A 16934-nucleotide genomic window follows, 5' to 3' on the forward strand; every position below is an offset into this window, starting at 1 on the left:
CACCCTGTCAGCCGGTTCCGACCCCAAGTCGTCAGCCAGATGAAGTTCCGGTTAACCGCCGGTGACCTGCAGAAACTGCGAGAGCGTTTCCAGAAAACCCGCGTTAAGTGATAGAGCGTTTCCCGAAAACCTGCGTTAAATGAGAGAGCGTCCTGGCGGCGGGAGGCGGGAGGCGGGAGGCGGCGGCAGTGGGAGGGTCAGGAGGCGGCGGCGAGGGTCGCGTGGACGCGGCGGAGCCGGGCCAGCCACCAGTCGCGGCGTTCGGCGGAAGCGGCATACCGCGAAAGCAGCCCGGGGTCGGCTTCGACGGCGCGGAGGCGGATGGCGCCGTCGTCAGCTACCAGCGGGTCCAAAGTGATGTCGGAGGTGAACAGTGACACTGTCCCCAGCCCGCACGCGTAGGGCAACTCCGGCAACGAAGCCGCCAACGCCAGCCCGGCGCGGATGCCCACGGACGTGTCCAGAGCGGAACTCACGACGGCGGGCAGCCCGGCCTGAGCCACAAGGTCGAGCGCGCGCCGCACTCCCCCGAGCGGTGCAACCTTAACAACCAGCAGGTCGGCAGCGCCGGCGCGCGCCACGCGCAGGGGGTCGGATTCCTTGCGCACACTTTCGTCGGCGGCGATCAGCACGGGCGTCCCGGAGTCCCGCAACCGGCGCCGCACCTCCGCCAGCCCCTCGATGGAAGGCACCGGCTGCTCCGCGTATTCAAGTCCGACGTCGGCGAGCCGGGTCAGCGCCCGGACGGCAGAAGGCACGTCCCAGCCCCCGTTCGCGTCCACCCGGATGGCTGCTTCCGGCAGTAAAGCCCGCACTGCACCCACCCGGGCGGCGTCGTCGTCGAGGGTCTGTCCGCGTTCGGCCACCTTGATCTTGACGGCGTCAACCCGGCCGAACCGGGCCAAAACTTCGGGCACTTGCTCGGCAGGGACGGCCGGGACGGTGGCGTTTACAGGGATGACCGACCGGACGGGAGCGGGGAATCCCTGCCAGCCGGCTTCGATGGCGGCGGCCAGCCAGCGGGAGGCCTCGGCGTCGTCATATTCGGGGAACGGGCAGAACTCCGCCCAGCCAACGGGGCCCCGCAGCAGCAGGGTTTCGCGTTCCATGATGCCGCGGAACTTTACGCGCATCGGCAGGCTCACCACATGCGCGGAGGCCAGCAGTCCCTCGAGGGACGGGAGGGAGGACGGCAGAGACGACGGCAGAGCGGGCGGGACCGAGGAAGGCATGGGTTCACTGTACAAGCGCCCTGGACAACGTTCAGTGCGGGAGCCGAGGCCGACGAGGCTATTTCCGGCCCGGCGCGGAATCCAGGTACCGCTGCAGGAGGTCCGAAGTCTGCCGGCCGCACTTCATGATCGTTTTGAGGTGGGCCGCTGCCAGCCGGGGCAGCGCGTTGCCCGACGCCGCGTCGCGGGTCTCGGTTCGCACCGACCGCTCCAGCCCCATGGCAAGTTCCGCGAGCCGTTCGGCTCCCACCATCTGGCTTGAAGTCTTCAGGCTCAGGACCGCGTCCAGGGAACCCGGCAAGTCTCCGGTGGTCAGGGCCAGGCGCAGTTTTTCGGTGCGCTGAGGCAGTTGTGCGATGAAATTCCGCACGAAGACCTTCCACACCCCTTCGTCGTCATCAAGTTCGTCACGCAGCCTGCCCAACGCGGCCGGATCCAACAAAGGCAGGGCGTTGACCTCGTCCTGCGTCATGTCTTGAAGTGCGTGTCCGGCGCTCCGCCTGGCAGATCCTCAAGGAGGGATTCCGCGAGCGCGCGGACCTTGACGTTCCGGTTGCTGGATGCCTTGGCGATGATATTGAAAGCTTCCTCGTAGGAGCAGCGGTTCTGGCCCATGATCACCCCGCACGCGACATCAATGGGTGTCCGGCCCTCCATGGCGGTCCGCAAGTGGGTAGCCGCCGCCAGCGCCGACCGGACTGCGGACGCCATGACGTAACTGCGTCCTGCAAGTTTGCTGAACATCACGACGTCGGCCAGTACAGCGGGGGCGAACACGCTGGCTTGCTCCGTGAAAAGGGTGAGCGCTGCGTTGTATCCGGAGTCGAGCTGCAGGGGCGCTGACACCACCGACCGGTACCCCGCGTGCCGGAGCGACCCCCTGTACGCGGGCCACCGCTGATCCCTGGAGAAGTCGTTGAGGATGACTGCCAACCGTCCGGTCATTGCCTGCGTGATCGGCCCGTCACTGTCCAGGTCCCACCGCGCAAGAGCGGAAGCTGCCTCGCTGGTCGCGGCCGTGAGGGGCGTCCGACGAGGACGCACCACGGACACTGCGCAGTCCAGCGCACCTCCGGCCCGTTCTGAGAGGGCATCAGCGGCGGCCCGAGCGAGTAGGCCGAGGGAGTCCTCTTCGCTGTCAGCGCGAAAGTCCAATAAGACCCCCGCTGCAGTAAGCGGCGCCGGAAAAGTATGCGGCTCAGTAGCAGCCGGCGATTCTAACGTATGCGGGACCGGCGACTTCCCCCGGTACGGCGCTGTACCACTGGCTCCGTCACCGGCCCCAGCCTGGTGACGCGCCCGGCGTACGCGAAGCTCGAAACTCATGACGTAACCCCCATAGCCGCTCAGCCTTAACGTCCCGGAGGACCCTGAACAAACGCTAGGCGGCACGGGGTAGGTAAGCACGAGTAGTCAGTACTCGACTTCTCAGGCGGCAACACTAGGTGCCACTCAGCTCCCAAGAAGCAAGCGGCAAGTCAGGGAACTGGGCCTCGCTCGGCCGCACGCAATTAGATCCATTTGTTGTGCTTGAAGGTCAGGTACAGGACCAGTCCCATGGCAAGCATCAGGCCCAACGCATAGGGGTAGCCGAACGGCCAGTCGAGCTCCGGCATGACCCGGAAGTTCATGCCGTAAATGGAAGCCACCAGTGTGGGGGCGAACAGGATGGCCGCCCACGAGGAAATGCGTTTGACCTCCTCGTTCTGCCGGTAACTGGACTCGGTGAGGTTCTTCATCTCGTCGTTCTGGCGCTGGGCCACGAGGGCGGCGTTCACGGCGAGCGCATTCTGCAGCAGGGCGCGGAAAGCGGCCACGCGTTCGTTGAGCCGGATAATGTGGTCCAGCACGTCCCGGTAGTGGTCCTGAAGTTCCGGCTCTTTGTCCCGTCCCGGGGTGCCCGCCATGAGGGCCTGCAGGATTCCCGCGAGCGGGCTGGTGGCACGCTGGAACGTGATCACCTGCCGGGAGAGCTCGTAGATCCGGCGTGAGACGTCGGGATCGGCGCCGAAAAGATCGTCCTCGATCTCGTCGATGTCGTTCTCCAGGCCGGCCGCGACCGGCTCGTACTCGTCCACCACCTGGTCCAGGATGCCGTAAAGAACGGCGTCCGGGCCGAGGGCGAGGAATTCGGGCATGCCTTCCATCCGGCGTCGGACCCTGGCCAGGTCCGGGGACTCCGCGTGCCGGACGGTGATCACGTAGTCGGCGCCCACAAAGACGTGGATCTCGCCGAAGTCCACCTTTTCGACGTCGTCAAGGTAGCGGGCGGGCCGGAGCACCAGGAAGAGGTCTTCGCCGTAGTGCTCCAGTTTGGCGCGCTGGTGTCCGGCGAGCGCGTCTTCAACGGCCAGGTGGCTGAGGTCGAATTCCTCCGCCACCGAGCGGAGTTCGTCGGCGTCGGGCCGGTAGAGTCCGATCCATGCCATCCCCTCGCGCTGCCTGAGCAGGAAGTACGTCTCGTCGAGATCTTCAGGGTCAGCGGTACGAACACCGTTCACGTACACCGCGTTGTCGATAATGGTCACGGCCGCGCCTCCTTTGGACAGTCTCCCTGTGGGTGACGTTAGACCTTCCGCGCCGGGAACCCAAGAGGCCTTCCAATACATATCAATATGGATATACAATGGCACCATGGCACGGGCAGCAACAACGGCGGACGCGTTCAACGCGGTGGCAGAACCCCGCCGTCGGGAAATCCTGGACGCCCTCGCCCACGGCGAGCGCCCGGTCGGCGAGCTGGTGGACCTCCTGGGACTGGCCCAGCCGCATGTCTCCCGGCACCTGCGCGTACTGCGGGAAGTGGGCGCGGTGGACGTGCGCGACGAAGGCCGGCAACGGCTCTACCGGCTGAATCCGCAGGCCCTGAAACCCATCCACGACTGGGTGGCAAGCTACCAGCACTTCTGGGAAGAGCGCTTCGACCTCCTGGAGGATGTGCTGGAAGACCTCAAAGACGATGATCTCAAAGACGAAGATTTCAAGCAGGAAGAGCACTGAGAAGGAGTACGGCAATGGCACAGGCAAGCAGCGGCACCATGGACGTGACGTTCCCCAGCGACACGGAAATCCTGATCACCCGCACCGTCAACGCACCCCGGCACCTCGTGTACCGGGCCTGGACCACGCCCGGGCTCGTGAAGAAGTGGTGGCCGGGCCGGCGCGGCGAGATGACGGTGGCCGACATGGACTTCCGGGTGGGCGGGGCATGGCGGTACGTCATGGTGGCGCACGGCGAATTTGAGGTGGCCTTCCATGGGATGTACCGCGAGATCGTTCCGAACGAACGGATCGTCCACACCGAGGTGATGGAGCAGGCCGGGGCCCAGCCGGACAGCGAGGACGGCGCCGTCCTCAACACCGTTACGTTCGAGGACGCGCACGACGGCGGCGCTACCTTGGTCAGCATCCGCACCGATGCGGGCAGCAGGGAAGTCCGGGACATGATTGCGCAGTCCGGCATGGAAGGCGGCGTGCGCGAGCAGTTCGAAATCATCGAGGAGCTGGCCCAGGCCCCCGGCTGACACGTTGGCTCGGTGGGTTGCTCACAGATTTCTGTGACACCCTTAACTTATGACCCTGTCGAAGCCCGCGCGCATCAGCACTCCCGCACGCCCTGCCCCGGGCTCTGGCTTTATGTTCTTCGTCGCCACGCTCGCCTGCGTTGCGGGTCTGATCGCCACGTACTACTACTTCGTCCAGACCACCACGGGCCAGTTCATCGACGAGTCCGCGCTGGTTGAGGCCGTGGACATCCACGGACCCGCAGGCAAGGCGTCCACCCAGTTCCTGGACTGGCTGCCCACCATTTCGCTGGTGATGGCCGCCCTCGTGGTTCTGTTCGTCGCGGTGATCCGGCGGCGGTGGTCTGCTGCGGGGATTGCCCTGACCGCATGCATCGGCGCTAACATTGCCACGCAGGTCCTCAAGGATGTTTTGCCGCCGCGGCCGGACACTGGTGTGGTGACGCTGGAACTGAACTCCCTGCCGTCCGGGCACACCACGCTGGCGGCGTCGGCTGCGGCGGCGGTGTTCCTCATGTCTTCGCCGCGGTGGCGTCCGTTCGTCGGTTTTGCGGGCGGAACGTTCGCGATAGCCTCCGGCGCCTCCACGCTCATCAACCAATGGCACCGGCCGGCAGACGTCGTGGCAGCCTTCCTCTTGGTGGGCGCTTTCATGATCCCCGCCGGCTGGCTGATCCTCAGGCTGGGCGGAACGTGGAATGTGTGGGACGGCTTCGGCGGGCATGTGGGCTCGGCGCGGATCTGGCTCAAGCTGCCGGTGATAATTGGGCTGGCGTCGGCGGCGGTGGCGGTGTATTCGCTGGCCAAGATCGCGCCCGGCCCGCTGCAGGAGGGCAGCACCACCAACTACTTCTGGGCCGGCATCGCGCTCATTGTCATCGCAGGGTACCTGGCCACGGTGGCCACCACGTCACTTTTCGCTTACGCCGCACGACGCCGGGACGCGCCAAGGCGCTGAGCCCCGGCGGCGCGGTGGCCCGGTAACAGGTGGTTCAAAGCTCCGGCATAGGTTCCACGGCTAACCTTCCCATCATGGAAGAACGCAAGTCCCGGCTCTATCGGAGACAGTCCCCCCGCGCCGGCGGCACCCGCGTCCGCTCCCGGGCGTTTCGGCGCCGCCGCGCGCTCATAATGGCAGCGTGCGCGGCTCTCCTGGCCGTGGCACTGCCTGTCGGCGTCCACTCGGCAGCGCAGGCCCGTTCGACGTCCACCGTCCGCTCGGGCAGCCCGACGAAGAAGCCCGCTCCGGGGCGGAAGGCAGCTCCAGCCCCGCAGGCTGGCTCCCCCGCACCGGGTGCCGCGGGGGCAACCGGCGTTATTGATCAGGTACTGGACGCCCAGATCAACGGCATCATTGACGCGCACCCGGAGTACCAGATCGGGGTGGCGCTCATGGACGTGTCGGCCGGAGCCAACGGCCAACGGGTCCATCAGTACGGCGTCGAGAACCCCTTTGAGGCCGCCAGCACCGCCAAGGTCCTGGCAGCGGAAGCGTATTACCACCTTGTTGAAACCGGCACGGCCTCCCTGGACGATCCCCTGGGAGCCTATCCCGCGTCCTTCCAGCTACAGGCAATGATCCAGCAGAGCGACAACGACTCCTGGACGCTGATCATGAACGCCGTCGGCCACCAGGAGCTGACGGACTACGCGAATTCCTTGGGCGTGCAGTACAACCCCGAAATCAACACACTCGCCCCGGCGGACATGGCCCGCATCCTCGCGGGACTCTACTCCGGGAGCCTGCTCAATGCCGCGGACACCGCGCACCTGTTGTCCACCATGCAGGACACCAACGATGAGACGCTCATCCCGGCCGCCGTTCCCGCCGGCGTCACCGTGTACCACAAGTACGGGGAGCTGGGCGGGGAACTGCACGATGCCGGCATCCTTGACAAGGACGGACACGCCTACGCCCTTGTCGTCTACACCAAGGGCGACGACATGGGCAGCGTCCCCGAACGCACCGACATCATCCGCCAGGTGACAGGGGCCGTGGCGGACGCCCTTTTCCAGGGCTCATGACCCGCTGCCTATTCGTCGCCCAGGTCCATGGGATTCAAGGGGGCACGGGACGCAGGACCAGAACCTGCCCTGTGGTCGGCGCCGGAGGTGGTCTGCGCAGGCGTGGGCTGCGTGGGCGGAAGGCAGGTGACGTTGTAGTCGAAGGATTCTGTGGTGAACTGGGTCTGCATGACGGTCCCGCCGGGTGTGAGCGGATCAGCCGCGCAGTTAGCCTGCGCGGAGGCAGCGGAGTCTGCTCCGGCTATCCACTCATTGAGTTTGTTCAGGTTGCTGCCCGAATCAATGACGCCGGCAATTTCACCGAACTGGTAGCCGGTGGAGTAGATCCCCACCTGTCCGCCGATGCTTTCCAAATAGGCCGTCATTCCCTCCAGAACGGCGGTGTTGGCCTTGGTGTCGGATGACCAACTGTTTAAGGTTTCCACGTCCAGCCACCACAGACGGTGTGCCGGGTCCGGGACGCCGCGATGATTTGCGTCCTCAAAGGCCAGGGCATAGCCGTAGATGTAGGCGCAGGCCGCAGTGGCAGTGCCGGTGCACATCCCGTAGGGGTTGGTGACCTGGTTTCCGCCGTAGGCGTTTGATGCGGGCCACCACCAGGATCCAGCGGCGCCCGGGTTTGCGGTGTTGACGTATACCGGGACAGGGCTACCGCCCGACGCACCGCCGGTGCCGGCAGCCCAGGCCAGCTGTGCGGCCAGGCAGGGATTGGTCGTGTCCGGAACGCCGCCGTTCACCCCGACGACAGCGAAGCCCGGAGGTTCGGGCATTTCCGTCCCGCACTGCGGCCAGGAGATGTCAATTCCAGTGGCCGAGGCAACCGGCGGTGGAACGCCCGGAGAGTTATCGTCTGCACGCGCCGGACCGGCCTGCCACCCGAACAAAAGGCAGGCTACGACAAAAATTCGTACGTATCTCATGACTGCGCCTCCGCTTCCCTGCGAACTATAACGGGGCCGGTACTAGGCGGGTGATTACGGCGCCGCTGTGGTGGGCGCCGAGGGAATAGCGCTCGGCGATGCCCCGTTGGTGGGGGCCCCGTTCGGGCGGTTCCGGCCCTGGCCGCCGTTTGAATTCTGGAACTGGCCCCGGGCCGGACGGGTCTGCCCGGCGTCCATGAGTTTGGTGACGCCCACGCCTCCGAAGAAACCCACCGCAACCAGCAGCACGGCAAGGAGGATCTGTGTGAGGCGTCCCATCTGGAAGCGCTTCTTGGGCACGAACGGCTCCGGCGCCTGAGCGTAGGGCTGTGGGGGCTCGGGCTGGTTCATCGGACTGGTCTCGGGGACTGAATAAGACATGTGTGGATCTCCTGTTTGGATGTATTTTCGTTTGATTGCTGGGAAGTAGAACTGTTTTGGCTATTCGTACCGCAGGGCGTCGATGGGCCGTAGTTTCGCCGCCTTGTTGGCCGGGTAGATGCCGAAAATAAGGCCGATGGCTGCGGAAACCAGGAACGAGAGCCATACGGTCCACCACTGGACCTCGGGCTGGGTTCCCAGCACGGGGAAGGCGCTGCCGATGTAGCCCGCGGCAATGCCGAGCACTCCGCCGATCAGCGAAATGATCAGCGATTCGATCAGGAACTGGCTCACGATGCTGCCCCGCGAGGCTCCGATCGCCTTGCGGATGCCGATTTCGCGGGTACGTTCGGTGACAGTGACGAGCATGATGTTCATGACGCCGATCCCGCCTACCAGGAGCGAAATGCCGGCCACGGCGCCCAAGAGGACGGTCAGTGTGGCCGTGGTTGTGGTGGCCGTCGTGAGGATCTGGGCCTGGTTCCGCACCTGATAGTCACGGTTGGCAGAGGTGACGTTGTGCCTGGCGTCGAGGATCATTTGGACCTCGTTCTGGGCCTGGTTCATCACGTCCGCTGACTTTGCCTGGACGCTGATGGAGGCGAGGGAGGGCGAGTATCCGGTGAACTTGTCCTGGGCGGCACCGTAGGGGATCACCACAATGTCATCCGGGTCGTTGAGGCCCGAGGACCCCTTCTGGGCCAAGACCCCGGAGACCACGAAGTTCTGGCCGTTGAGGGCTATTGTCCGCCCCACGGCAGAGGTCACTGTGCTGCCCACCAGATCCTGTGCGACGGTATTGCCGATCACGGCCACTGCGCTGCCGCTGCTGGCGTCACCGTCGCTGAAGTAGGAGCCCGCCGCCAATGTGTCGTTCGCAATGGCAAAGTACGACGGCGTGGTCCCCACGAACGTCGCGACGGCGTGGGTTGCGTCCTGGTACGTGCCCGTGACGTTCTGTGCCGTGACCACGGGAGCCGTCGCTGCGACGTCGGTGGCCATGACGGGATCAGTCAGCGCGTCCATGTCCGGGAGGGTCAGGTTGGTGCCGCGGGAACGAGGACCGGTGACGGCCTGTCCGCCGCCTGCGGCGCGCGCGCCCGCCGTCGTCTGGCGGCTCACGGTGAGCACGTTGGTTCCCAGTTTGCCGATCTGGGCCTTGATGGCGTTTGAGGTTCCGGCGCCCACGGCCAGCAGGATGATGACCGATGCGATGCCGATCAGGATGCCCAGTGTTGTCAGTATGGAGCGCATCTTGTTGGCCATCACCCCCGTCAGGGCGAAGCGTACGGATTCGGCGATCATCATGCCGGTACCGCCGTCGCTGCCGGGTGGGCATGGACATCGCGGATCCGGCGGTCCTCAATGATGTGCCCGTCCTGGAACCGCACTACGCGGTTTGCCCGCGCCGCGACGTCGGCTTCGTGAGTGATCATCACGATGGTCCGTCCGTTGGCGTGCAAAGACTCGAACAGGTCAAGAATCTCGTGCGAGGACTTGGTGTCCAAGGCTCCCGTTGGTTCGTCCGCCAGCAACAGCACCGGGTTGGTCACGAGGGCACGGGCGATGGCGACACGCTGCTGCTGCCCACCGGAGAGCTGGGAAGGCTTATGGTCGGCCCGTTCCGCCAGGCCCACTGAACCGAGCACCTCCAAGGCCCGCTCTCGACGTTCCTTGCGGTGCACTTTTGCGTACGCGAGCGGCATGGAAACGTTGTCCACGGCACGGGTGCGCGGAATCAGGTTGAAGTTCTGGAAGACGAAGCCGATTTTCCGGTTGCGGATCTGCGCCAGCTGGAATTCGTCCAGGGTCCCGGTATCAATGCCGTCCAGGTGATAAGTGCCCGCGGTGGCACCATCGAGGCAGCCGATGATGTTCATCATGGTGGACTTTCCGGAGCCCGACGCCCCGATGATGGCCACGAAGTCGCCGCGGTCAATGGCGATGCTGACGGAATCCAGGGCCCGTACTTCGGCTTCCCCTTTGCCATAGATCTTGCTTACGGAGTCCAGTTCGATGACGGTGTCATTCACGGCTGCCTACCCGCCATTTCCGCGCGCGCCACTGGTGCCTCCGGCTCCGCCGAGCCCGCCCGTACCGCCGAAGCCCCCTGCCCCGGTTCGTCCCGTTGTGCCGGTGGTGTCCAAGGTGGAGGAGATGGCCGGGAGTTCAATCTGATCGCCTGTGCTGAGGCCGGTAAGCACCTGGGTGCGTCCGTTGTCCGCGATCCCGGTGGTGATGGCCACCGGCGTCGCCGTGCCGTCCTTGAGGACGTTGACAATTTGCTTGGTTCCGGTGGTGGTAATTGCCAGCGTGGGCACCGTCAGGGCGTTCTTGGCTGTCGCGGTGGTCACGGAGATGTTTGCGCTCTGGCCGAGCCGGAGGTCAGCCGGGGGATTACTGATCGAGATAGTCACTGGGTAGCTGACCACGTTGTTGGTGGTGGTGGCATTCTGGGCGATCGCCGTGATGGTGCCGGTTACGGGTGCCGCAGAGGGGTCGGCCTTTAGTGCCGGGAACGTGAAGGTCGCGGCCTCACCGGTCTTCATGGCGGCAATGTCCGATTCGGCGAAGTTGGCGATGACCTGCAGATGCGCGGTGTCGCTGATGGTGATGAGTCCGGAGGACGATGTGCTCGCGGTGTCCTTGGACGCGCTGCCCGAGGTGCCGGACGCTCCGGATGCTCCTGCGGAGCCCGAGCTGGAGCCGGAAGAGGCGGCGCTGCTGCCGGCATTGCCACCGACTACCGCGTTGACGGCGGTGACCGTGCCTGTAACCGGGGCCGCGAGGGAGCAGGACGCCAAGTTCTTGGTTGCCGTGTCGACGGCGATCTGGGCGGAGGTGGTATTCGATGTCGGGCCACCGCCGCTCTGCGCGGAGTTGAGGGCAGTCGCGGCGGAGGCGAGCTGTTCTTTGTCCTTGAGGGCTGAGCTGGCTTGCTGGTTGACTGCCTGCGTGAGTGCCTGGTTGTCCTTCGCCAGTTGGGCCTGCGCCGCGTTGAGGGCGGCCTGGGCCTGTTGGCTGGCTGGCTGGGCGCTGGCCGCAGTCTGAGCAGACGCGACCGTTGCATTGTCATTGTTCACGGCGGTTTGCGCCGCGGCCACCGCACTCGCCTGCTGGCTTGCATCCAGGTTGGCCGTCTGTTGGGCATTGGCCAGGCTTTGGTTTGCCGCAGCAACCTGGTTGCTGGCTGCAGCCTGCTGTTGGTTGGCCTGCGCCACGGCGGAATCCAGTTGGGCCTGGGCAACAGCCAGGGCGTTCTGGGCGTTGGTGGGATCAATGGTGACCAACACCTGCCCTGCTGTGACTTGCTGACCCGTCACTGCGGAGACCGTGGCAATTGGCCCAGTGCAGTTCTGCGCGTTGATGACGGTGGTGCTTGCCGGCGAAACGTTACCGCTCGCGGTGGAAACAGCAGTGAGGTCCGCCGTGCTGACCGCGACGGTGCGGGCTGTGGTGTCAGAGGGCGTTTGCGGAACGCCGTTCAGCACGAAGAAAGCACCGGCGGCAATGCCGGCCACGGCCACTCCGATGCCGGTGTTGAGGAGTTGAGGCTTTGTGAGCATGCCCGAACACTATGGTCACTTGCTGCAAGCATCCCGGGTGCTACCTGACGATTTACCCCACGTGACGCTCGCCTGCGGAAATGTCAAGCCAACCTTGCGAAATTCTTGACGAATTACCCCGCTGTAAGTTGAGCCTGCTCCGCGAGAGTATTCCTAACGGAGCCGCTGGGGCTCGCAAGTTTTGCGGATATCGCACACATTCTTAGGGGTCTCACATGGGCAAGACAACCGGACGTAAAAGGCGCATCATCATCACCACTACCGCGATGCTGGCAATCGGCGGCGGCGCCGCTTTCGCCTACTGGTCGGCCGCCGGAACACATGACGCGACCACTGCTGCCGGCACCTCGACAGCATTCACCATCACTAATCAGGCAGCCACCGGAACCCCACTCTCGCCTGGTGCCCCCGCCCAGACTATTGAACTGACGGTTACCAATCCGGGCACCGGCGTTCAGAATCTCAAGAGCGTCGTAGTCACGGTCGCCAATGCCGACGGCTCGGCGTGGACCGCAGGGACCGCCCCGCTCACGTGCACCGCCGCGGACTTCACTGTTGGTGGATTCACCGTAAACAACACTGCTTTTGCCGCCACCGACATCGCTGCCAGCGGGTCCGTGACCGGCACGGTGACACTCCAGATGAACAACCGCACCGGCGTCAACCAGGATGCTTGCAAAAACGCCACAGTGCCGCTGCATTTCGCCGCCAGCTGAAGAGGGTCAGGCCTGGAAATCCTCGCCCAAACGGTCAGTTTCATCGCCCGCTGGTGACCTGACGTCAGTTCGCCCGCTCTGAGGCAGATGCCTGGAAGGTTCCCATGTTCCGCAACACCAGCTCCCTCGAAGGTCCTAACGGGCCTCGACGGGAGCTGGTGTTGTTTCGTCGTAGTGTATTTGCCGCAATCGTAGGCATCGTCCTGATGCTGGGAACTGTTTTCGGGTCAGCGCCCGCCTTTGGATATTGGGGCGCCACGGGCAAGGGAAGCACGACGACGTCCGTCGGCACACTGGCCCCGCCCACGAATGCTGCCGCTTCCGCGGCCCTTTCCACTGTTTCCGTGGGCTGGACTGCCTCCGCTGGCGCACTGGCACCCACAGGCTACTACGTCACGCGTATGTCGAATGGCGCGCCCATGCCGGCTTGCGGCTCGGGACCCGCAGCCCTCATCGCGGCTTCATCCTGCTCCGACACCAGCGTCGCTGCAGGCTCATATACGTATGTGGTCACAGCGGTCTACCGCTCATGGACCGCTGTCAGCGCTGCGAGCGCTGCCGTGACCGTCGTATCCAACCTCAGCAATAAGGTCGCGTTTACTTCCGGTCCTCCTGGCAGTGTCACAGCCGGCGCGGCGATGACTGCGCTCCGCGTCCAGCTCCAGACCAAAGACCTGGGAACTCCCCTTCCGACGGCGGGTGTGCCCGTAACCATCAGCATCGGCACCAACCCTGCCGGAGGCACGCTCGGCGGAACACTGACCGTCAACACCGACGGGACGGGTACTGCCACCTTCACCGACCTGAACATCAAGAAGGCAGGCACTGGATACACGTTGGCGGCTTCCAGCCCCGGGTACGAAGGCGCCGTCAGCATCAGCTTCACCGTCACTGCGGCCTCGGCTACGCAGCTCGTCGTCACATCTCCCGTCTCAGTCACCGGCATCGCCTCGGCCACTGCCAACATAGGGCCCATCACCGTGGAACGCCGCGACGCCTTCGGAAACCCGGCGTCCGCAGGTCAGCCCGCTCTAGCCCTTCAAACCACCCCCGTCGGCACCGGCTATTTCGCCGCCGCGGCGGGCGGTTCGGGACCCGCTGTGCTAAGCATTCCGGCCGGATCCGCATCGGTGTCGTTCTACTACGGTGACCGGAAAACGGGATCTACATCGCTCCACTTCAGCGCGAATGGGGTGACGGAGTCGCAAGCCATTTCAGTAGTGACCTCTGCAGCGCCGGCCAAGAAACTCAAGCTCAACCTGCCGGACCCCGTACCCAGGAGTACCCCGTTCGACGCCAGCGTCCTCATTCTTGACGAATTCGACAACCAAACCGCCAGCACGGCAAACGTCATACTGACGTCCACGGGTGGTTCATCGTGCCCCATCGACATCCCGAATCCGGGACACGACGCAGTGGGAGGTTCGGCTGCGTTCACCGGGCTTAGGATCAATGGCAAGAGGACCGGCTGCATACTCACGGCCACCAGCACTGGTTTCCAAATCAGCAGCAACTCGTTCAGCGTATAAGTAAGGTTGGCCGCGCCTCAGTAATTCCGCCGGTGCCTCAGCCGCGGTAGCACCACCGCGAACACACCAGCCGCCGCAAAACCCAAAAGCCCGGTGGCTGAAACCCCCGCCCCCAACGTGGCCACAGCAGTCACTCCGGACAGCAAAACAGGGCCGCCGGTTGACCCGGCGTCGGCGATGAACCGCCACAGGCCCAGGAACTGGCCCCGGCCGCGGTCGGGCGAAAAGTCGGCGCCGAGCGTCATGATGAGCCCGGAGCTGATGCCGTTCCCAAAGCCGATTAGCAGGGAGGCCAACAGCAGCCCGGTAAACGAGGCAGTCAAAGGAATCAGCAGCATGGCAATCCCCATGATGATGGTGGACGGGATGGCCACAAACAGCCGGCCGCGCCCGTCCATCACCTTGCCGGCGGGGTAGAACACCAGCATGTCGATCGCCCCGGACAGCCCGTAGATCACCGATGCCTGCGCCGGGTCCATCCCCAGATGCTCTGCCCACAGCGGGATCACCACCTGGCGCGAAGCGCGCAGCGCGCTGAGCAGCAGGATCCCCACCCCCAGTGTCAGGAACACTCCCCGATGCGAGACGGCCACATTCCGCAGCGTCGGCTCCGGAGTCCTGTGGCCGCCGTCGGGCGCTGGCGGCACCACCAAATCCGGAATGGTGACCGCGAGAACGGCGGCCGCAGCCATTCCCACCACACCCACCCAGTAGGCCCCGGCGATCCCCGCGAACTGCATCACCCCGGCACCAATGAACGGCCCCGCGAAGACGCCGATCCGGCTGACCCCGCCCAGCGTCGACAGTGCCCGCGCCCGGAACTGAATGGGCACGGCCTCGGTGAGGTATTTCTGCCGCGCCAGGCTGAAGACACTCGCGGCCATCCCGACGACGGTCATCGCCACCGCGAGCAGGAGGAGTCCGTTGGGGATCACGGAGGATACCGCGGCGGCCGCGAGCGCGAGGGCACCCGCCGCGGCGGCGCCGACGATCGACCAGCGTTCGCCGAACTTGAGCGTAATAAGGGATGCAGGCAGGTTGAAGAACCACGAACCCAGCCCGATCAGCGTGACGATCAGTGCGGAAACCGCCACGGATGCACCGAGGTCCCGCGCGGAGAGGACTACCACCGGAAGCACCGCACCTTCGCCGATGCAGAACAGTAGCGCAGGCCCAAACGCGGGGATGGCGATGCTTCGGAAGTTGAAGGGCTGCGGGGTTCCGGGTGAAGTCATCAGATTTATCTTAGGCGAGAAAAATCCGCGCACTTCAGGGGGTCACAAGCGGCCCCATGAGGACTAACGTTTGCCTTGTGGGGTGCTGTTGCGCGCCCCTCACAGCCAAGGAGGTCCCATGGGTGAGGTGTGGATCCGCACCATCAGCAACAGCCTGGTCCGGGCCGATAAGGTTACGGAAATCGCCTCCACCCGGGGGTCCCTCCACGACGACCAGGGTTACGCACTGAAAGTCATTGTGGACGGTAAGGCCCACGTAATCATTGACGACGGCGGGCTGCCCGGCTCGTCCACCGAACGGCAGGATTACGCTCGGCACCTGGAAGACGCACTGCTCTTCGCGCTCGACGAGGCACAGCAGGCTGACGCCTCGGTAGTGGTCAGCTTCGAACCTGAAACCGAGGGCTGGGCCCTCTCGCCGGCGGCGGACCTGGCAGGCCGGATTTCCGCGGGCAGTTAAGGCCTGCGAAACAGCGCCCCCGTTCATGTCGGACTCTTCGCTGTGCCCGGTGCCCTAGGATTCGGAGCATGAACATCGCAGTTGCCGGCGGAACCGGAACAGTTGGACGCCATGTGGTCACCATCGCCCGGGGCCGCGGCCACCGCGTAGTCAGCCTCTCCCGCGCCGAAGGCGTGGACCTGGTGAGCGGCAGCGGCCTGGCCGAAGCGCTTGGGGGTGTGGATACCGTGATTGACGTGGCCAACACTCAGACCCTGAACGGGAAGAAGTCCGTGGACTTTTTCACGGCCGTTACCGGCAACATGTTGAGGACGGGCACGGCAGCCGGGGTTCGGCACCACGTGGCGCTCTCCATCGTGGGCGCGGACAAGGCCTCCGCAGGCTACTACGCCGGGAAGCTGGCCCAGGAGAATTTGGTCAGCCACAGCGAGCTTCCCTGGACCATCCTGCGTGCCACCCAGTTTCATGAGTTCGCAGCGCAAATGCTCCAGCGCAGTTCGGTGGGCCCGGTGGCGCTGGTGCCGCGGATGGCCACACAGCCTGTGGCAGCACGTGAGGTGGCGGAAGCGCTTGTTAACGCCGCGGAGGCGGGGCCGCAGGGACGGGTCGCAGACCTTGGGGGCCCTGAACGGAAATACCTGGCGGACCTGGTCCGTGCCTGTGCGCGGAAGCAGGGGCAGAAGAAGCTCGTCATTGAGTTCACCGCGCCGGGGCCGCTCTGGCGCGCGATGCGGAACGGCGACCTCCTCCCGGTGGCGGGTTCCGCCGTCGGGCGCCAAACGTTCAGCGAGTGGTTAAACGCGCGCTAGGAACCGGCCGCCCGCGCGAACGCCGGCTGCGGCCGGCGGCGCTTCGTCCTAGTCTTTCGGGATGGCCCGCACCTGGTTGTTCCGCTTCTCGTGGGTGAGTTCGGCGAGGCCAAGGGCTTCCAGAAGCGGCGGCAGGTACATGCCAAAGCGCCCGCGGTAGCCTTTGCGCAGGCCATACCAGCCGGCCACGGGATTGGACGGGTCCCGGCCCCAAGCTTCAACGGTTCCCTCGGGGGCCGGCTTATTCTCGTCGGCGGCTCCGAGCGGCACCCAGTCCCCCTGCTCCAGGAGCCACGTGTGGAGATCCTCAACGGCCTGCGCAAGGTACTTCAGGGTGGTTGAACCCACCTGGCAGACCAATGCGGGCGGGTCGGCGTCGAGGTCCCGGTACATGGTGTATTCGGAGGATCCCGGGGCTGTCACCAGCGACCAGGGGTCTGACTTTGTTCCTTCGGCCACGATGTCCCCTTTTCCGGAAGTGCCCGACGGCGGGCTGAGACTTTCAGAATATGGCAAACGGCGGTGCCGCAACAGGCA

The 16934-nt window shown here is 65.1% G+C and carries 19 protein-coding genes; 8 read left to right on the plus strand and 11 right to left on the minus strand.

The window, feature by feature from the left end; translation table 11 throughout:
- Nucleotides 1-197: 197 nt before the first annotated feature.
- The 4 genes from AB4Y73_RS01195 to AB4Y73_RS01210 all read right to left on the minus strand — a co-directional run bounded on the left by AB4Y73_RS01195 (nt 198) and on the right by AB4Y73_RS01210 (nt 3760).
- Complete coding sequence (locus AB4Y73_RS01195; protein ID WP_441867532.1) at nt 198-1232, minus strand: o-succinylbenzoate synthase; 1035 nt, start codon at nt 1230-1232, stop codon at nt 198-200.
- A 58-nt stretch (nt 1233-1290) separates the two neighbouring features.
- Nucleotides 1291-1704 (minus strand): Hpt domain-containing protein, encoded by a 414-nt coding sequence (locus AB4Y73_RS01200; protein ID WP_441867534.1) that lies wholly within the window; start codon nt 1702-1704, stop codon nt 1291-1293.
- Complete coding sequence (locus AB4Y73_RS01205; RefSeq protein ID WP_441867536.1) at nt 1701-2387, minus strand: ANTAR domain-containing protein; 687 nt, start codon at nt 2385-2387, stop codon at nt 1701-1703. The genes AB4Y73_RS01200 and AB4Y73_RS01205 overlap by 4 nt, the downstream gene beginning before the upstream one ends.
- A 356-nt stretch (nt 2388-2743) precedes the next feature.
- Nucleotides 2744-3760 (minus strand): magnesium and cobalt transport protein CorA, encoded by a 1017-nt coding sequence (locus tag AB4Y73_RS01210; RefSeq protein ID WP_441867538.1) that lies wholly within the window; start codon nt 3758-3760, stop codon nt 2744-2746.
- A gap of 106 nt (nt 3761-3866) precedes the next feature.
- On the opposite strand from AB4Y73_RS01210, the gene AB4Y73_RS01215 reads away from it, so the two are divergent.
- The 4 genes from AB4Y73_RS01215 to AB4Y73_RS01230 all read left to right on the plus strand — a co-directional run bounded on the left by AB4Y73_RS01215 (nt 3867) and on the right by AB4Y73_RS01230 (nt 6781).
- Complete coding sequence (locus AB4Y73_RS01215; RefSeq protein ID WP_441867540.1) at nt 3867-4232, plus strand: ArsR/SmtB family transcription factor; 366 nt, start codon at nt 3867-3869, stop codon at nt 4230-4232.
- Between the two features lie 14 nt (nt 4233-4246).
- Complete coding sequence (locus tag AB4Y73_RS01220) at nt 4247-4756, plus strand: SRPBCC family protein (RefSeq protein ID WP_441867542.1); 510 nt, start codon at nt 4247-4249, stop codon at nt 4754-4756.
- A 49-nt stretch (nt 4757-4805) separates the two neighbouring features.
- Entirely contained in the window at nt 4806-5714 is a 909-nt protein-coding gene (locus tag AB4Y73_RS01225; RefSeq protein ID WP_441867544.1) for a phosphatase PAP2 family protein, read from the plus strand.
- Nucleotides 5715-5788: 74 nt separating this feature from the next.
- A complete protein-coding gene (locus AB4Y73_RS01230; protein WP_441867546.1) occupies nt 5789-6781 on the plus strand; it encodes a serine hydrolase in 993 nt (330 codons plus the stop codon).
- A gap of 8 nt (nt 6782-6789) precedes the next feature.
- On the opposite strand, the gene AB4Y73_RS01235 is transcribed toward AB4Y73_RS01230, so the two are convergent.
- The 5 genes from AB4Y73_RS01235 to AB4Y73_RS01255 form a co-directional block, all read right to left on the minus strand.
- Nucleotides 6790-7551 (minus strand): hypothetical protein, encoded by a 762-nt coding sequence (locus AB4Y73_RS01235; protein ID WP_441867548.1) that lies wholly within the window; start codon nt 7549-7551, stop codon nt 6790-6792.
- A gap of 204 nt (nt 7552-7755) precedes the next feature.
- Nucleotides 7756-8082, minus strand: coding sequence for a hypothetical protein (locus tag AB4Y73_RS01240; RefSeq protein WP_441867550.1), 327 nt, complete (start codon nt 8080-8082; stop codon nt 7756-7758).
- 60 nt (nt 8083-8142) lie between these two features.
- The gene (locus tag AB4Y73_RS01245; RefSeq protein ID WP_441867552.1) at nt 8143-9390 is read right to left on the minus strand and encodes an ABC transporter permease; all 1248 of its coding nucleotides are present in this window, start codon (nt 9388-9390) and stop codon (nt 8143-8145) included.
- Nucleotides 9387-10115: an ABC transporter ATP-binding protein gene (locus AB4Y73_RS01250; RefSeq protein WP_441867554.1), complete on the minus strand. Its 729-nt coding sequence runs from the start codon at nt 10113-10115 to the stop codon at nt 9387-9389. The genes AB4Y73_RS01245 and AB4Y73_RS01250 overlap by 4 nt, the downstream gene beginning before the upstream one ends.
- A gap of 6 nt (nt 10116-10121) precedes the next feature.
- Nucleotides 10122-11648 carry an efflux RND transporter periplasmic adaptor subunit gene (locus AB4Y73_RS01255; protein ID WP_441867556.1) on the minus strand — a complete coding sequence of 509 codons (1527 nt, stop codon included), beginning with the start codon at nt 11646-11648 and terminating at the stop codon, nt 10122-10124.
- A 215-nt stretch (nt 11649-11863) separates the two neighbouring features.
- Between AB4Y73_RS01255 and AB4Y73_RS01260 the strand changes: the two genes are divergently transcribed.
- A complete protein-coding gene (locus AB4Y73_RS01260) occupies nt 11864-12364 on the plus strand; it encodes a hypothetical protein (protein WP_441867558.1) in 501 nt (166 codons plus the stop codon).
- Between the two features lie 104 nt (nt 12365-12468).
- On the plus strand, nt 12469-13893 hold the full coding sequence (locus AB4Y73_RS01265; protein ID WP_441867560.1) for a carboxypeptidase-like regulatory domain-containing protein: 1425 nt from the start codon (nt 12469-12471) through the stop codon (nt 13891-13893).
- Nucleotides 13894-13910: 17 nt separating this feature from the next.
- On the opposite strand, the gene AB4Y73_RS01270 is transcribed toward AB4Y73_RS01265, so the two are convergent.
- Complete coding sequence (locus AB4Y73_RS01270; RefSeq protein ID WP_441867562.1) at nt 13911-15128, minus strand: MFS transporter; 1218 nt, start codon at nt 15126-15128, stop codon at nt 13911-13913.
- 118 nt (nt 15129-15246) lie between these two features.
- Here AB4Y73_RS01270 and AB4Y73_RS01275 point away from each other — a divergent pair, with 118 nt between their 5' ends.
- Together AB4Y73_RS01275 and AB4Y73_RS01280 are read left to right on the plus strand one after the other, a co-directional pair.
- Entirely contained in the window at nt 15247-15588 is a 342-nt protein-coding gene (locus AB4Y73_RS01275; RefSeq protein WP_441867564.1) for a hypothetical protein, read from the plus strand.
- Between the two features lie 68 nt (nt 15589-15656).
- On the plus strand, nt 15657-16397 hold the full coding sequence (locus AB4Y73_RS01280; protein WP_441867566.1) for an SDR family oxidoreductase: 741 nt from the start codon (nt 15657-15659) through the stop codon (nt 16395-16397).
- A gap of 48 nt (nt 16398-16445) precedes the next feature.
- Here the strand turns inward: AB4Y73_RS01280 and AB4Y73_RS01285 are convergent, their stop codons facing one another.
- On the minus strand, nt 16446-16856 hold the full coding sequence (locus tag AB4Y73_RS01285; RefSeq protein ID WP_441867568.1) for a DUF6855 family protein: 411 nt from the start codon (nt 16854-16856) through the stop codon (nt 16446-16448).
- Nucleotides 16857-16934: the final 78 nt, after the last annotated feature.

It is taken from the genome of Pseudarthrobacter sp. TAF60_1 (assembly GCF_052113505.1).
In the GTDB taxonomy this organism is placed as follows: Bacteria; Actinomycetota; Actinomycetes; order Actinomycetales; family Micrococcaceae; genus Arthrobacter.

Excerpts from the sequence above, each read along its gene's own strand:
- AB4Y73_RS01245 (WP_441867552.1), bottom strand. The coding sequence starts at position 9,390 with ATGATGATCGCCGAATCCGTACGCTTCGCCCTGACGGGGGTGATGGCC.
- AB4Y73_RS01230 (WP_441867546.1), top strand. The coding sequence starts at position 5,789 with ATGGAAGAACGCAAGTCCCGGCTCTATCGGAGACAGTCCCCCCGCGCC.
- AB4Y73_RS01270 (WP_441867562.1), bottom strand. The coding sequence starts at position 15,128 with ATGACTTCACCCGGAACCCCGCAGCCCTTCAACTTCCGAAGCATCGCC.
- AB4Y73_RS01225 (WP_441867544.1), top strand. The coding sequence starts at position 4,806 with ATGACCCTGTCGAAGCCCGCGCGCATCAGCACTCCCGCACGCCCTGCC.
- AB4Y73_RS01215 (WP_441867540.1), top strand. The coding sequence starts at position 3,867 with ATGGCACGGGCAGCAACAACGGCGGACGCGTTCAACGCGGTGGCAGAA.
- AB4Y73_RS01265 (WP_441867560.1), top strand. The coding sequence starts at position 12,469 with ATGTTCCGCAACACCAGCTCCCTCGAAGGTCCTAACGGGCCTCGACGG.
- AB4Y73_RS01220 (WP_441867542.1), top strand. The coding sequence starts at position 4,247 with ATGGCACAGGCAAGCAGCGGCACCATGGACGTGACGTTCCCCAGCGAC.
- AB4Y73_RS01260 (WP_441867558.1), top strand. The coding sequence starts at position 11,864 with ATGGGCAAGACAACCGGACGTAAAAGGCGCATCATCATCACCACTACC.
- AB4Y73_RS01280 (WP_441867566.1), top strand. The coding sequence starts at position 15,657 with ATGAACATCGCAGTTGCCGGCGGAACCGGAACAGTTGGACGCCATGTG.
- AB4Y73_RS01195 (WP_441867532.1), bottom strand. The coding sequence starts at position 1,232 with ATGCCTTCCTCGGTCCCGCCCGCTCTGCCGTCGTCTCTGCCGTCCTCC.
- AB4Y73_RS01240 (WP_441867550.1), bottom strand. The coding sequence starts at position 8,082 with ATGTCTTATTCAGTCCCCGAGACCAGTCCGATGAACCAGCCCGAGCCC.
- AB4Y73_RS01255 (WP_441867556.1), bottom strand. The coding sequence starts at position 11,648 with ATGCTCACAAAGCCTCAACTCCTCAACACCGGCATCGGAGTGGCCGTG.
- AB4Y73_RS01275 (WP_441867564.1), top strand. The coding sequence starts at position 15,247 with ATGGGTGAGGTGTGGATCCGCACCATCAGCAACAGCCTGGTCCGGGCC.
- AB4Y73_RS01235 (WP_441867548.1), bottom strand. The coding sequence starts at position 7,551 with ATGCCCGAACCTCCGGGCTTCGCTGTCGTCGGGGTGAACGGCGGCGTT.
- AB4Y73_RS01200 (WP_441867534.1), bottom strand. The coding sequence starts at position 1,704 with ATGACGCAGGACGAGGTCAACGCCCTGCCTTTGTTGGATCCGGCCGCG.